At 65.8% G+C, this 14,301-nt stretch carries 10 protein-coding genes; 5 read left to right on the forward strand and 5 right to left on the reverse strand.

Annotated features, from left to right (window positions below):
* Window positions 1–104 precede the first annotated feature (104 nt).
* From SAMIE_RS02995 to SAMIE_RS03005, 3 genes are read right to left on the reverse strand one after another with little or no spacing between them, the layout of a single operon-like run.
* Complete coding sequence (locus SAMIE_RS02995) at window positions 105–1,967, reverse strand: response regulator (protein WP_066703569.1); 1,863 nt, start codon at window positions 1,965–1,967, stop codon at window positions 105–107.
* Window positions 1,957–2,820, reverse strand: coding sequence for a CheR family methyltransferase (locus SAMIE_RS03000; protein WP_174522259.1), 864 nt, complete (start codon window positions 2,818–2,820; stop codon window positions 1,957–1,959). Before SAMIE_RS03000 ends, SAMIE_RS02995 begins: the two co-directional genes overlap by 11 nt.
* Complete coding sequence (locus tag SAMIE_RS03005; RefSeq protein WP_066703564.1) at window positions 2,817–5,924, reverse strand: response regulator; 3,108 nt, start codon at window positions 5,922–5,924, stop codon at window positions 2,817–2,819. Before SAMIE_RS03005 ends, SAMIE_RS03000 begins: the two co-directional genes overlap by 4 nt.
* A 178-nt stretch (window positions 5,925–6,102) precedes the next feature.
* Here SAMIE_RS03005 and SAMIE_RS03010 point away from each other — a divergent pair, with 178 nt between their 5' ends.
* Together SAMIE_RS03010 and SAMIE_RS03015 are read left to right on the forward strand one after the other, a co-directional pair.
* The gene (locus tag SAMIE_RS03010; protein ID WP_066703561.1) at window positions 6,103–6,876 is read left to right on the forward strand and encodes an NUDIX domain-containing protein; all 774 of its coding nucleotides are present in this window, start codon (window positions 6,103–6,105) and stop codon (window positions 6,874–6,876) included.
* 3 nt (window positions 6,877–6,879) lie between these two features.
* Window positions 6,880–7,605 carry an extensin-like domain-containing protein gene (locus SAMIE_RS03015; protein WP_066703558.1) on the forward strand — a complete coding sequence of 242 codons (726 nt, stop codon included), beginning with the start codon at window positions 6,880–6,882 and terminating at the stop codon, window positions 7,603–7,605.
* A 4-nt stretch (window positions 7,606–7,609) separates the two neighbouring features.
* Here the strand turns inward: SAMIE_RS03015 and trpE are convergent, their stop codons facing one another.
* Together trpE and SAMIE_RS03025 are read right to left on the reverse strand one after the other, a co-directional pair.
* On the reverse strand, window positions 7,610–9,130 hold the full coding sequence (gene trpE, locus SAMIE_RS03020) for an anthranilate synthase component I (RefSeq protein ID WP_066703555.1): 1,521 nt from the start codon (window positions 9,128–9,130) through the stop codon (window positions 7,610–7,612).
* A 1-nt stretch (window position 9,131) separates the two neighbouring features.
* Complete coding sequence (locus tag SAMIE_RS03025) at window positions 9,132–11,081, reverse strand: peptidylprolyl isomerase (protein WP_066703552.1); 1,950 nt, start codon at window positions 11,079–11,081, stop codon at window positions 9,132–9,134.
* 207 nt (window positions 11,082–11,288) lie between these two features.
* On the opposite strand from SAMIE_RS03025, the gene tpiA reads away from it, so the two are divergent.
* The 3 genes from tpiA (at window position 11,289) to SAMIE_RS03040 (ending at window position 14,248) form a co-directional block, all read left to right on the forward strand.
* Window positions 11,289–12,053, forward strand: coding sequence for a triose-phosphate isomerase (gene tpiA, locus SAMIE_RS03030; RefSeq protein ID WP_066703549.1), 765 nt, complete (start codon window positions 11,289–11,291; stop codon window positions 12,051–12,053).
* A gap of 98 nt (window positions 12,054–12,151) precedes the next feature.
* Window positions 12,152–12,526 carry a preprotein translocase subunit SecG gene (gene secG, locus SAMIE_RS03035; protein WP_066703545.1) on the forward strand — a complete coding sequence of 125 codons (375 nt, stop codon included), beginning with the start codon at window positions 12,152–12,154 and terminating at the stop codon, window positions 12,524–12,526.
* A 90-nt stretch (window positions 12,527–12,616) separates the two neighbouring features.
* The gene (locus tag SAMIE_RS03040) at window positions 12,617–14,248 is read left to right on the forward strand and encodes a CTP synthase (RefSeq protein WP_066703539.1); all 1,632 of its coding nucleotides are present in this window, start codon (window positions 12,617–12,619) and stop codon (window positions 14,246–14,248) included.
* Window positions 14,249–14,301: the final 53 nt, after the last annotated feature.

Consider the following 14,301-nt stretch of genomic DNA (forward strand, 5'->3'; position numbering starts at 1 on the left):
ACCGGCGGCCCGACCGGCGACTGAAAAACCTGCCCCGCTCAAACCGGCGTGACACCCGATCTTTCTATTGCAGCGCTAGGGGGAAGTGGCAACCGCCCGATGTGTCAGGCCGCGCCGCTGCCCGGCAAAACCGCCACGTCGATGATTCCCGCCGGCACATCGGTGGGATGTCCGGCAAACAGCATGGCAGCGCATCGCAACAGGGCGTCGCGGCTGAAGGGCTTTGTCAGGATCATGTGCCGCTCAAAGCCGTCGGGCAGATTTTCGCGGCCATAGCCAGTGACGAAGGCGAAGGGGATCGCCGCTTCAGCCAGCGCCGCTGCAACCGTCTCCACGCTGCGCCCCTGAAGATTGCCGTCAAGCAGGGCCGCGTCGATGCCGCCATCGGCGATCGCCGCCAGCGCCTCCATCTGCGACGCGGCGATGCCGCTTACGCGCGCGCCGCGTTCCTCCAGCAGGTCGGCGATCTCCATCGCGACCAGAGGCTCGTCCTCGATAATCAGCACGGACCGCCCGGCCAGTTGCCGGTCGCTGTCGATGATCTCGACCAGCAGCGGCTCCTCCTTCGGGCGGGGCGGCGTCACGCGGCTGATGCGGGGCGAATGGGGCAGGGTGAGCGTCCAGACGATACCGTCCTGTGCATGATCGACCCGCGCGCTGCCGCCCTCCGCCTTGAGGCTGCGCTCGATCAGTGCGGTCCCGAAGCCTTTCCGCGTCGCCGGGAGGACCGGCGGTCCGCCCTGTTCGCGCCAGACGATCTGCAACTGGTCCGCGTCGATCCCCCAGACCAGCGACACGGACCCGGTCGCGGTGGACAGTGCGCCATATTTATGCGCGTTCGTCACCAGTTCGTGCAGGATCAGCGCGACGTGCAGCGCGAGTTCGGGGGCAAGCTCCAGTTCCGGCCCGTCCATCAGCAACTGGGTCGGGTTGACCGTGCCGATGTCCAACTGCCCCTCGATCAGTTCGCGCAGGCTCGCGCCCTGCCAGGTCGTGCTGCTGAGCAGGGAATGCGCGCGCGCAAGGGCGTGGATGCGCCCGGTGAAGGTCGGCGCGAAATCGGATGGCCCCGACGAATGGCGCAGGGTCTGGACCGCGATCGCCTGAACCGACGCCAGCGTGTTCTTCACACGGTGATTGAGTTCGCCGATCAGCAGGCGCTGCGTGTCTTCGGCCCGCTTGCGTTCTGTCACATCGAGGATCTGGACATTCACCGACAGCAGGCGCCCCCGTCCGTCGAGCAGCGCCGAACAATAGCATTCGCAGTCGATGGTGACGCCGACCGATGTGCGCATCCGCAGCGGCTGCATCGCGCGCAACTGGCGACCGGCGATCATCTCGCCGATCAGCGCGCCGAACGCAGCGGCATCTTCCGGGTCCAGCCAGTCCAGTTCCAGCGCGCGGAAACCTGCGACCTCGCTCGCGCGCCAGCCGAACATGCGCTCGGCCCCGGCGGACCATGAGACGATATGCTGCCCCGCGTCGAACTCCACGATGGCGAGCGGGCTGTTGTCGGTATGCGCCTGATTGCGGGCGAGGGCAGCGGCGTGCTGGTCGCGCTCGCGCGCCAGTTCCTGCCGTTGCCGGAAAAGCTCCACGAACAGAGCGACCTTGGCGCGCACGATGTCGGGATCGACGGGCTTGACCAGATAGTCGATGGCGCCGCTCTCATAGCCGCGAAAGCGCCGCTGTTCGTCGCGGCCCACGGCAGTCAGGAAGATGATCGGCACGCGCCGCGTCCGCTCCGTGCCGCGCATCAGTTCGGCGAGTTCGAACCCGTCCATGCCCGGCATCTGCACGTCCAGCAGCGCGAGCGCGACATCCTCCACCAGCAGCATTTCGAGCGCCTGCGCCCCCGACCGAGCCTTGACCAGTTCGATGCCCTCACCGCTCAGAAGGGCTTCGAGCGCCGTCAGATTGTCTTCGATATCGTCGACGGCCAGGATCTTTGTTTTTTCAGGCAGCATGGTCGAGGCCTTTCAGGTCCACCAGATTGCGTCGGTAGATTTTCTCATGATCGTCGAAGTCGGCAAAGGCGTCGGAATAGCGCGAAAAGCGGAGTGTTTCCTTGGAACCGAGGCCGAGGAAACCGCCGCGCACCAGCGATTCGCCGAACAGCCCCAGCGCCCGGTCCTGTAGCGCGCGGTCGAAATAGATGAGGACGTTCCGGCTGGAAATGAGCTGCGCCTCCGCGAATACCGAATCGCTCGCCAGATTATGTTCGGCGAAGACGGCACGGCGGCGCAGGCTCTTGTCGAAGACCGCCGCGCCATAGGCCGCCGTATAATAGTCGGACAGCGAAGCGCGCCCTCCCGCCAGCCGGTGATTCTCGCTGAACTGCGCGATCCGGTCGAGGCCGTAAATGCCCGCCTCCGCCTTTTGCAGGGCCGCCGGGCTGATGTCCGTGCAATAGAAAATCGTGCGATCCTCCAGTCCTTCCTCGCGAAACAGGATGGCGAGCGAGTAAAATTCCTCGCCATTGGCGCATCCGGCGATCCAGACCTTGAGCGACGGATAGGTCTTGAGGTGCGGGATCACCTGTTCGCGAAGGGCGCGGAAATAGGCGGGGTCTCGGAACATCTCACTCACCTGGATTGTGAGGAAGCCCATAAGGTCGGCGAACACCGCCTGATCGCGCAGCGCCAGATGCTGAAGCTGCGACAGGCTCTCGCACCCGTGCCTCTGCTGCGCGCGCGCGAGGCGGCGATGCAGTGATCCACGCGAATAGCCACGAAAATCATAATGATAGTGGCGAAACAGCGCTTCGAGCAGAAGGTCGAGTTCCAGATCCTCGTGCGGCGCGAAATGCTCCTCGTTCATCGCGGCATCCACACACGGGTGAGGCTGAGCAGCTTGTCCACGTCTAGCGGCTTGGCCAGATAATCATTGGCCCCGGCGTCGAGGCATTCCTGCTGGTCGCGCGCCATCGCCTTTGCCGTCAGTGTGATGATGGGCAGTGTCCGCCCCCAGTCTCTTGCGCGAATCTCTCGCGTGGCCGTGAGGCCGTCCATTTCCGGCATCATCACGTCCATGAGGACAAGATCGACCGGCTCCGCCAGCCCGCGCGCGGACTCGTCGAGCGCCTGCAACGCTTCCCGCCCGTTGCGCGCGATGCGGACATTGGCGCCGTGCGGTTCGAAGATGGCGGTCAGCGCATAGACGTTGCGGATGTCGTCCTCGACGACGAGGATATTGCGTCCGTCGAGCGCCGCGTCGCGGTTCAGCGACCGGGCGATCAGTGCCTGTTGCGGCTCGGGCAGGTCCGACACGACCTGATGCAGGAACAGAGTGACTTCATCGAGCAGACGCTCGGGGCTTTTGGCGCCCTTGACGATGATCGACTTGGAATAGCGCCGCAGCCGCATTTCCTCGTCCGGCTCCAGATCGCGGCCGGTATAGACGATGACCGGCGGAAAGCCGACCGCTTCGTCGCCCGACAGCCGATCCAGCAGATCGAGACCTGACGCGTCCGGCAGGTTGAGGTCGAGCACCATGCAGTCGAAGGTTTCCTGCGCCAGCATTTCGACACACTGCGCCGCGCTATGCGCTTCGACGGTCTCCACATCGCGCGATCCGAGCAGCAGCTTCACGCTCTCAGCCTGTTGCGCGTCGTCCTCCACCACCAGCACGCGGCGGACGCGCTGCGCCATGCGCGCTTCCAGCCCCTCCAGCATGTCGATCAGCGCCTCGCGCTTCACCGGCTTGAAGAGATAGCCGATCGCGCCGCTCGACAGCGCGGCCTGACTGTCGTCGTCCACCGACACCACATGCACCGGAATGTGACGCGTGCGCACGTCGCGCTTGATCCGGTCCAGCACCGACAGGCCGGTATGATCGGGCAGGTTCATGTCGAGGATGACGGCGCTCGGCACATATTGCCGCGCCATCAGCGCGCCTTCGTCGGCCGTCCCCGCGATCAGGCACTGGAAATTCAGCTCATGCGCAACATCGCAGAGGATGCGGGCGAAGACGGGATCGTCCTCCACGATCAGGATGACGCGGGAATCGCCCGACAGATGCTCGCGGTCGTCCTGCGCCCGAGCGCTCGAACGCGGACGGCCCGGCTTGGGGTTGGACGGCGGCGCGCGAAGGGGGGCAGAAGTCGCAACCGGCGCTGCCGCCTTAACCATGTCGGGCTGAAAGATTTCGGGGAGGACGAGCGAGAAGGCGCTTCCTTCGCCCGGCACGCTCTCGACCGTTACTTCGCCGCCCAGCAGGCGGGCAAGTTCGCGGCAGATGGAAAGGCCAAGGCCCGTGCCGCCATATTTGCGGCTGATCGTCCCGTCGGCCTGCCGGAACGCCTCGAAAATCACCTGCTGCTGTTCGGCCGGGATGCCGACGCCGGTATCCTTCACCGTGAAGGCGACCCGCCCGTCCGTCTGCCGGGCAATGGCGAGCGTGACGGAGCCCGCCTCGGTGAATTTAACGGCGTTCGACAGGAAATTCTTGAGCACCTGTTCGATCCGCTGGGGATCGCTTTCGATCTCCTCGGGGGCATCGGCCTCCGCGTCGATAGTCAGCGCCAGCCCTTTCGCCTTTGCGGCTGGTCCGAACACGTCGGCCAGCTTGCCGGTGAGGGCCGCGATCCGCATCCGGCGCGGCTGCAACTCCAGCTTTCCTGCCTCGATCTTCGAAATGTCGAGAATGTCGTTGATGAGCGTCAGCAGGTCGTTACCCGACGATTCGATCGTCTCGGCAAAGCGCACCTGTTCCCCGCTGAGATTGCCCGCACGATTTTCGGCGAGCAGCCGCGCCATGATGAGCAGCGAATTGAGCGGGGTGCGCAGTTCGTGGCTCATATTGGCGAGGAATTCTGACTTGTATCGGCTGGCCTGTTCCAGTTCGTTCGCCTGCGCCTTCAGCGATCCCTGAGTGCGCGACAGGTCGTCGCGCTGGATTTCCAGTTGTCTCGTCTGTTCTTCCAGTTGGACGTTGGTCTGTTCCAGCTCCGCCTGCTGCGCTTCCAGCCGGGCGGCGGCTTCCTGAAGCTGGCGGCTCTGCTGTTCCAGTTCCTCGTTATTGGCGCGCAATTCCTCGCTCTGCGCCTGCAATTCCTCCGCCTGCTGCTGCGTTTCCTCCAGCAGTTCGCGCAGCCGCGCGCGATATTTGCCAGACCGGATCGCGACCCCGAGTTGCGCGCCCACCTGCGCCAGCAAAGCGCGCGCGTCCGGCCCGATCCGCCTGCGCAGGCCCAGTTCGATGACGGCGTTGACGGTGCCGTCCGCCTCGGTCGTGGCGATCAGGAGAGTGTCCGGCTTTGCAGCCCCCAGAGCCGATCCGTAGGACAGATACCCGTCCGGCACATCGTCGATCAGGAAGCTGCGCCGGTCGCTGGCGGCCTGTCCCAGCAGACCTTCGCCCACGTCGAATCGCTCGGGCAGATTGGCGTCCGCCGGCACCGCATAGGTCGCGTGACGGCGAAAGCCCTCGCCATTGGCGATGTAGAGCGCACCGGCCTGTGCATCCAGATAGTCCGCAAGGAAGGTCAGGGCGCTGCCCGCGAGCCGGTCCAGCGGCTGCTCTCCCCCCACCGCGCGCGCCAGCCCGACCTGCCCGTTCCGCAGCCATTCGGCATGGGCGATGGCCTGACGATTGCGGATGAAAAGAAAGCCGATGGCGGCCAATATCCAGAAGATGACGGTCGCCAGCGTCCGGTTCGCGATCGCCAGCGACGGATCGACGCCGACAGGCGCCAGAAAAAATCCGACGACGGTCAGCAGCGTTGCCGCCGCCGCCGTGGCCAGCGGCGCAGCCCTGTGCGGAGCGGTGAAGGCGAGGACGACCGGCAGCAGATATGCCGCCCATACTGCCGTGCCGAGGGGAAAGACCAGATCGGCGGCGAAGGGCAGGGCGACCATCACGGTCAGGCCGCCATAAATCCAGGGAGTGAGACGCGCGCTGCTGCCGTTTTCGATATTGTTCATGTCAACAGGGGTCGGCGCGACCGGATGATCGCGATCCGACCCAAACCCCCTTTTCGAAAAGATAAGCCGATCGTGCGTTTGCGCGCACGAACGCGCTGCTGCGCCGGATGGTTCCCGCGCTGCGCAATGTTTTGCGCAAGGCTGTTCACCGCGGCGGACTTTCCTTACACGCACCTGCATGGCTGCTCAGAAGGAAGATGCGCCGGGCCGGCCGGCGGCGACTCTCGTGATCCTGCGCGATCGCGCCGGGGCGCCGCCCGATCTGCTGATGGTGGAACGCGCCGCGTCGATGGCGTTCGCGCCGAGCGCTCTCGTGTTCCCCGGCGGTGCTGTCGATGAGGATGATGCTGTGCTGGCATCGCGTTTTCATGACGGCATCGACGCGGAGGACGCCGCCGCGCGCGTCGCCGCCATCCGCGAAACCGTCGAGGAAGCGGGGCTGGGCGTCGGGATTGAGGGGGCTGATGCCGCAACGGTTCTTCGGCTGCGCGACGGGCTGCATGACGGAAAGCTATTTTCGGGGCTTCTGGCCCGGCACGACCTCAAGCTCGACCTGGCGGCGCTGACGCCCTTCGCCCGGTGGCACCCCGCGCCGTTCGACGAGGCGAGGCGGGTCTTCGATGCCCGTTTCTACCTCGCGTGCGCGCCGTTGGGGCAGGTGGCCAGCGTCGACACGACCGAGAATGTCCGGCTGCTATGGGCCGCCGCCAGCGAGGTTATCGACCAGTGCGACCGGGGAGAGGGGCGGATCATCTACCCTACGCGCCGCAATCTGGAGCGGCTGGCGCTATTTTCCTCCTTCGCGCAGGCGGTCGACCATGCCGCCGCTTTCCCGGTCGAGAAAATCCGTCCGTGGCGCGAGGAGCGGGACGGGGTCGTGCATTTATGTATCCCCGATCATCTCGGCTATCCTGTCACCGCGGAACCAATGGCGCAGGTCCAGCGTGCTTAGGCGATGCGCCGCCTGCACCTGATCGTCCGCCGTATCCTGATCCTCGCCGTCATCCTCTTCCTGCTATTGCTGGCCTTTGGGTGGCTACGGCAGCGGCCGCAGGATCTGCCCTGGACGCCGCTCGATCTGTCCCAGCCCGTCGGCTTGTTCACCGGGCGAAAGCTCGCCGCGCTGACGCAGCAGCCAGCCTCGTGCAAGGCGCTCCTCGACAGCGCGGGCGTCGACCATGTTGCCCTCCATCCCGGCGGATCGGGCCAGTGCCGATATTCCGACGCCGTCCGTCTGCGCAGCGACCGGGACGCCATCGCCCTGTCGCCAGCCTCGGTCGCACCGTCCTGCCCGGTCGCCGCCGCGCTAAAACTCTGGGAATGGCACGTGGTCCAGCCCGCAGCCCAGCGCTTCTACGGTCAGCCGGTTCGCGGCATCCGCCATTTCGGCAGCTATAGCTGCCGCCGCCTCTATGGCCGGAGTCAGGGCGATTTCAGCGAACATGCCACCGCCGACGCCATCGACATCGCGGCCTTCGTCCTGCGGGACGGGCGAAGGATCAGCATCGTGTCAGACTGGAAAGGGCAGGGGAAAGACGCCGCTTTCCTTCGCGAAGTGCGCGACGGCGCCTGCGATCTCTTCTCGACGGTGCTGTCCCCGGATTACAACGCCGCGCACCGCGACCATTTCCACCTCGATCAGGCGGAACGCGGCGCGACCGGCTGGCGCGCCTGCCGCTGAAGCCTTACTGGCCGAAACCCGCCTGCCGCGCGACGGCAACAGCTTCCCGCGCTGCGGCCAGCAGCGCGCCGCTTTTCGCCTCGCACTCGCGCTGTTCATATTCCGCAGTGGAATCGGCGACGATGCCGGCCCCCGCCTGCACATGCATCACGCCGTCCTTGAGGACGGCGGTGCGCAGGACGATGCAACTGTCCATGTTGCCGTCCGGCCCGAAATAGCCGACTCCGCCCGCATAGGCTCCGCGCGTTTCCGGTTCCAGTTCGGCGATGATCTCACAGGCGCGGACCTTGGGCGCGCCCGACACTGTCCCCGCCGGGAAGCCCGCGAACAGGGCGTCGATGGCGTCTTTATCCTCCGCCAGCCGCCCGACCACGTTCGACACGATGTGCATGACATGGCTGTAGAATTCGACCGAATAGCTTTCCGTCACCGTCACCGACCCCGCCGCCGCGACACGGCCGACATCGTTGCGCCCAAGGTCGAGCAGCATCAGATGCTCTGCCCTTTCTTTGGCATCGGCCAGCAGGCTTTCGCGATTGGCGGCGTCCTCCACAGCGGTTTTTCCGCGCGGGCGCGTGCCTGCGATGGGCCGGATCGTGACTTCCCCATCGCGCGCCCGCACAAGGATTTCGGGACTCGATCCGATCAGCGCGAAGCCCGGCAGGTCGAGATAATAGAGGAAAGGCGACGGGTTGATCCGCCGCAAAGCGCGGTAGAGCGCAATGGGCGGCAAGGTGAAGGGGCTGGTGAAACGCTGCGCCAGCACCACCTGAAACACGTCGCCCGCCACGATATAGTCCTTCGCGCGGTCCACCATCTGCGCGTAGCGGCCCGGCGCAAGCACGGGCTCCACATCGACATCGGCGATCTCAGCGGGCGCCGCGACGGCGGGGAGGGGCGCGGCCAGCTTCGCCGCCGTCGCGTCGATCCGCTCCAGCGCCGCGTCGATTGCCCTGTCGGCATCGGCAAAGCTGCCTTTCCAGATCGGCGATACGAGATAGAGCTGATCCGCCAGCCGGTCGAAGATCAGGATGACGGTCGGCCGCACGAACAGCATGTCCGGCACGCCGATGGGATTGGGGGCGGGGCGGGGGAGCTTTTCGACCAGCCCGACCGTCTCATAGCCGAAATAGCCGACGAGGCAGGCGAGCGCTGCGGGAAGCTGCGGGTCCATCGCCGCCCGGCATTCCGCCACCAGCGCGCGCAGCGCTGCGAGTGCGCCGCCCTGTTCGGGGGAGAAGGCGTCGCGGTCGGTCGCCCACTGGCGGTTGATTTCCGCCGCGTTGCCCTGCGCGCGAAAAACGAGATCGGGGGCGAGGCCGATCAGGCTGTATCGCCCGCGCACCGCGCCGCCCTCCACCGACTCCAGCAGATAGTCGCCCCGGTCTGGAACGAACAGTTTGAGCGCTGCCGAAATGGGGGTGTCGGTGTCGGCGATCTGCCGCCGCCACACCAGCGCGGATTCGCCCCGCGACAGTGCCGCGCGGGCGCTTTCGACGCCGTCTGTCGCCCCCGTCGCCGCCATCTTACTGGCCGCTATTGGTGGCGGACAAAGCCTGCTGCACCTTCGTCAGCGCGTTCGCGTTGCGGGTGACGCCCAGTTCCTTTTCAATGGCGCGTTCGAACTGCTGGCCATATTCCTGACCCACCACGTCGCCAAGCTGTGTGCGGACCTGATTGAGCAATTCGGGCTGCCCCTTGGCGTCGCCGCGCTCGATCCTGTTGAGCTGCACCACGAAATAGCCGCGGTCCTGACCGATGGGCAGGGTCTTCACGGTGTTGGCGGCCATCGAAAAGAGGATGGCGACTTCGGCGGGCGGGCGCTGCTGCCCGCGCATGATGTCGGCGCGGCGGCCACCCAGCGTCTGCGGCGCAGGCAGCCTGACGCCCGCCTGCGCGATGGCATCGGCCAGCTTCGCGCCCTTGGCCACCTTCGCCTGGATCTGCTCGGCCATCGCCTTGGCCTTCAGGTTCCCTGCGTTGAGTTTATATTGCGCGAGCACCAGTTGCTTCACTTCCGCCAGCGGGGGAGGCGCGGCGGCGATGATGTCGCCCGGCGCCGCCAGCGCATAGCGCTTGTCTGGCGTGATCGGGATCAGTTGCGCGTCATCGTCCGCGCCCATCTGGAACACGGGAGCGATCAGCGGCTGGAGATCTGGCCCGGCGGTGAAGGCCGCATCCTTGACCTGCTTGCCGGTCGAGAGGACAGGCGGGCTGGTCTCCAGCTTCAGGCCGTTGTCCTTCACCACCTCTTCGAACGTGCCGCCATCGGCGATGGCGTCCTCGATCTTGCCGGTGAAGTCGGTGAGGAGCTGCTTTTCCTTCTGCGCGCGCAGCGTCGTCACAATCTCCTCGCGCACCGTGGCGAGCGGACGGGCGGGGGTTTCCTTGACCGCCGTCACGCGCAGCAGCAGCCAGCCGAGCGGCGCGCGGATCGGGCCGACCAGATCGCCCTGCTTCGCCATCCATGCCGCATCGGTCGCCGCCTTGCCCGCCGAAGCGGTCAGCCCCTCGCGGCTCTGATCGGCCAGCGTCGATGCGGCAAGGCCAGCGCCCTGAGCCGCTGCCGCAAGCGTCTTGCCAGCCTTCACCTGCGCCGCGACCGCCTTGGCCGCGGCTTCGGTCGGCAGCACCAGTTGCTCCACGCTGCGGCTCTGCTTCGCGGCGTAAGCGGACCTGTTCTGGGTGTAGTAACCTGCAATTTCCCCGTCGGTCGGCTGCGCCGCCTGCGCAAAACGCTCGGCGTCGATCACGGCATAGCGGATGCGCCGCTGTTCGGGGATGGTGAAGCGCGCGCTGTTCTTTTTGTAATAGTCGGCAAGCTGCGCGTCGGTCGGGTTCTTTTCGTCAAGGAAGGCGATGGTCGGGATCGCCGCGACCGTGCCCTGCCGTGCTTCGAGCAGGAGCGACGCATAGGGCAGCACCTGGCTGTCGGTCAGCCTGACGCCGAGGCCGACAGGCGCGAGCAGATGGCGCTGCAGGATTTCGCGGCTGATATCGTCGCGCAGCGCCTGCTCGGTCAGCCGCTCGCGCGTCAGCAGCGCGCGGAACGCGTCCTGGCTGAAATTGCCCGCCGCATCCTGAAAGGCCGGAATTTGCGCAATCTGCGCATCGACCAGCCGTTTGGAAATATGCACGTCCTGCCGGTCGGCAAAGGCCTTCAGCGTCAGCGCCGCGACCAGTTGGTCATAGACCTGCGCAGCGCCGCCCTGCGCCAGGAAATCGCCAATCTGAAGGCCGGGGTTCGACCGCCGCGCATTTTCGAACACGCGCTGCACCCGATCCTGAAGCTCCGCGTCGGAGAGGCTGTAACCCTTCGCCTTCGCCGCGGTGCCGCCGCCCAGCATCGAGCCGCTGCCGAACTTGCCGCTCGTCACATCGCCCAGAATGAAGGCGGCGGCAATGACGCCCAGAAACAGGATGGCGAAAAGCGCGCCGAACTTGGAATGGATGAAGCGGCGGAAGACTGACAGCATGGAAGATCCGGAATATGCGGCAAACTGGCCGACGCTTTAGGCGCGGAAGCGCCCGGCGGCAAGGCTTGCTCTGGACAAATGCGTGAGCGCCGTTCATCGGCATTGGCAAGCCCCTGGCAGCCGGGGAGACGCCATGGATGCGAGCGCAGACTCGCCGTGGCGGCGGCGGGAAAGGGGCGATGTGCAGCAACAAGAGGAAATCAGGCGATGGGCAGGCGCAAGCTGGTTGTCGGCAACTGGAAGATGAACGGGATGCGCGCGCATCTCGATGAACTGGAAGCGATCGGTCGGGTTGCGGCGGCGCACCCGGCGGTGGAAGTTGGCCTCTGCCTTCCCGCGACTCTCATCATGGCGGGTTCGGAGCGGCGCGGCGCGGCCTTCATCGGCGCGCAGAACTGCCATATGGACATCAGCGGCGCCTATACCGGCTCGCTTTCGGCGGAAATGCTGTGTGAGGCAGGCGCGAGCTGGGTCATTACCGGCCATAGCGAACGGCGCGAAGCACGGGGCGAGACCAATGAGGACATCGCAGCGAAATCCGCCGCCGCGCATCGCGTGGGCATGAAGGTCATCCTGTGCGTGGGCGAAACCATCGAAGTGCGCGACGCCGGCCGCGCGGAAGAGGTCGTGTCGGACCAACTGCTCGCTTCGCTGCCCGAAGGCGCGGCGGCCGACTGGCTGGCGGTCGCCTATGAACCCATCTGGGCGATCGGCACCGGCCGCATCCCGACGATGGAGGCGGTCGCGTCGATGCACGCCGCCCTGCGCGCCGCGCTTGCCAGCCGCATCGGCGCTGACGAAGCGGCGAAGGTGCGCATTCTCTACGGCGGCTCGATGAACGGCGACAACGCAGCTGACCTGATGGCGCTCGCCGATGTCGATGGCGGGCTGGTGGGCGGCGCAAGCCTGTCCGCAGCGAAATTCGCGCCGATCATCGAAGCGGCGGACCAGCGGATGAAGGCCGCCGCCTGACCGATTGATTGGGGGTGCGGGGTCACACAGGTTGCCCCCGCGCTCCTTCGTCGCTATGTGCGCGCCAACGCCCTTATCACCGGACAGAAAATCGTCGCATGTTCACTTTCCTCCTCGTCGTGCAGGCCATCGTGGCGGCTCTGCTGGTCACCGTCATCCTGATGCAGAAGTCGGAAGGCGGCGGCCTGGGCGTCGGCGGCAGCCCCTCGGGGTTCATGTCGGCGCGGGGCGCGGCGGATTTCCTGACGCGCTCGACGACGATCCTCGCCAGCATTTTCGTGCTGCTTTCGATTGTTATGGCGGTCATCGCGTCGGTCCGTCACGCGCCTGCTGACATCGACACTTCGCTGGTGAAGCAGGCTCCGGCCTCGCAGAGCGCGCCCGCTCCGGCCAATGCCGATCCGCTCGCAGGCGCTGCGACCAACGCGGCGTCCGCTCCGGCGACCAACGGCGCGGTTCCGCTCGCCAACTAAACCGTCCATCGTTTCGGCGATCTTTTTTTAAGCGCGCGTGGATTCGCGCGCTTGCCCTTTGTTGTTCCGAAAGGCTAAGCCTCTCCTCCCATGACGCGGTATATTTTCATCACCGGCGGCGTGGTCTCCTCGCTTGGCAAAGGCCTCATGGCCGCATCCCTTGCGGCACTGCTGCAAGCGCGGGGTTTCCGTGTGCGAATCCGGAAATTCGACCCCTATCTGAACGTCGATCCGGGCACGATGTCGCCCTACCAGCATGGCGAAGTCTATGTGACCGACGACGGGGCTGAAACGGACCTCGACCTTGGCCATTATGAGCGCTTCACCGGCGTTTCGGCGCGCCAGTCCGACAATGTGACGCAGGGCCGCGTCTATCAGACGATCATCCAGCGCGAACGGCGCGGCGACTATCTGGGTGCGACGGTGCAGGTGATCCCGCACGTCACCGACGAGATCAAGGCGTTCGCTACCGCCGATACCGAGGATCTGGATTTCGTCCTGTGCGAAATTGGCGGCACCGTGGGCGACATCGAATCGCTGCCCTTCATGGAGGCGATCCGCCAGCTCCATAACGATCTCGACCGCGGCCAGTCGATCTTCGTCCATGTGACTCTGGTGCCCTATATCGCGGCGGCGGGCGAGCTGAAGACCAAGCCCACGCAGCACAGCGTGCGCGAACTAACTTCGCTGGGCATCCAGCCCGACATCCTGCTCTGCCGCTGCGAAAAGCCGCTGCCGGAGGGGGAACGCAGAAAAATCGCGCTCTTCTGCAATGTCCGCCCCGAAGCCGTGATCCCCGCGCTCGACGCCAAGAGCATCTACGCGGTGCCCGAACAATATCATGCCGAAGGGCTGGATGAGGAAGTGCTGCGCGCCTTCGGCATCGCCGATGCCCCCGCGCCGAAGCTCGACCGCTGGACCGACATCATGGACCGGCAGCAGAACCCCGAAGGCGAAGTGACGATCGGCGTCGTCGGCAAATATGTGGGCCTCCTCGATGCCTACAAGTCGCTCTATGAAGCGCTGACCCATGGCGGTTTCGCCAACCGGGTGAAGGTCAACATCAAGTGGATCGACGCCGAACTGTTCGAGAAGGGCGACGATCTCGCCGCCAGCCTTGAACCGATGCACGGCATCCTCGTCCCCGGCGGTTTCGGCGTGCGCGGGTCGGAGGGCAAGATCGCCTCGGTCCGCTTCGCGCGCGAACGCAACGTTCCCTTCTTCGGCATCTGCCTCGGCATGCAGATGGCCTGTATCGAGGGCGCGCGGAACACGGCGGGCATTGCGGAAGCCTCGACCACCGAATTTGGCGAAACGTCTGAGCCTGTCGTTGGCCTCATCACCGAATGGATGAGCGCCGAGGGGCTTCAGAAGCGCACCGCCGAAACCGATCTGGGCGGGACGATGCGTCTGGGCGCCTATCCCGCAAAGCTCGACGGCAACAGCGTCGTCGCGGGCATTTACGGCACCAGCGACATCAGCGAACGCCACCGCCACCGCTATGAGGTCAACGCGGGCTATCGCGACCGGCTGGAAAAGGGCGGCCTCATCTTTTCGGGCATGTCGCCGGACGGCACGCTGCCCGAAATCGTGGAGCGCCCCGACCATCCCTGGTTCGTGGGCGTGCAGTTCCACCCGGAACTGAAATCCAAACCCTTCGACCCGCACCCGCTTTTCGCGAGTTTCATCGGCGCGGCGGTCAAACAGAGCCGGCTGGTCTGACGCACCGCCGTTCGCTTCGAGCGAAGTCGAGAAGCCTTTCCCGACCCGCTCGA

The organism is Sphingobium amiense (assembly GCF_003967075.1).
Lineage (GTDB): Bacteria > Pseudomonadota > Alphaproteobacteria > Sphingomonadales > Sphingomonadaceae > Sphingobium > Sphingobium amiense.

Bases quoted from the DNA above. Each gene is read 5' to 3' on its own strand.
- SAMIE_RS03000 (WP_174522259.1), bottom strand. From the start codon at position 2,820: ATGAACGAGGAGCATTTCGCGCCGCACGAGGATCTGGAACTCGACCTT.
- SAMIE_RS03040 (WP_066703539.1), top strand. From the start codon at position 12,617: ATGACGCGGTATATTTTCATCACCGGCGGCGTGGTCTCCTCGCTTGGC.
- SAMIE_RS03015 (WP_066703558.1), top strand. From the start codon at position 6,880: ATGCGCCGCCTGCACCTGATCGTCCGCCGTATCCTGATCCTCGCCGTC.
- SAMIE_RS03025 (WP_066703552.1), bottom strand. From the start codon at position 11,081: ATGCTGTCAGTCTTCCGCCGCTTCATCCATTCCAAGTTCGGCGCGCTT.
- tpiA (WP_066703549.1), top strand. From the start codon at position 11,289: ATGGGCAGGCGCAAGCTGGTTGTCGGCAACTGGAAGATGAACGGGATG.
- trpE (WP_066703555.1), bottom strand. From the start codon at position 9,130: ATGGCGGCGACGGGGGCGACAGACGGCGTCGAAAGCGCCCGCGCGGCA.
- secG (WP_066703545.1), top strand. From the start codon at position 12,152: ATGTTCACTTTCCTCCTCGTCGTGCAGGCCATCGTGGCGGCTCTGCTG.
- SAMIE_RS02995 (WP_066703569.1), bottom strand. From the start codon at position 1,967: ATGCTGCCTGAAAAAACAAAGATCCTGGCCGTCGACGATATCGAAGAC.
- SAMIE_RS03010 (WP_066703561.1), top strand. From the start codon at position 6,103: ATGGCTGCTCAGAAGGAAGATGCGCCGGGCCGGCCGGCGGCGACTCTC.
- SAMIE_RS03005 (WP_066703564.1), bottom strand. From the start codon at position 5,924: ATGAACAATATCGAAAACGGCAGCAGCGCGCGTCTCACTCCCTGGATT.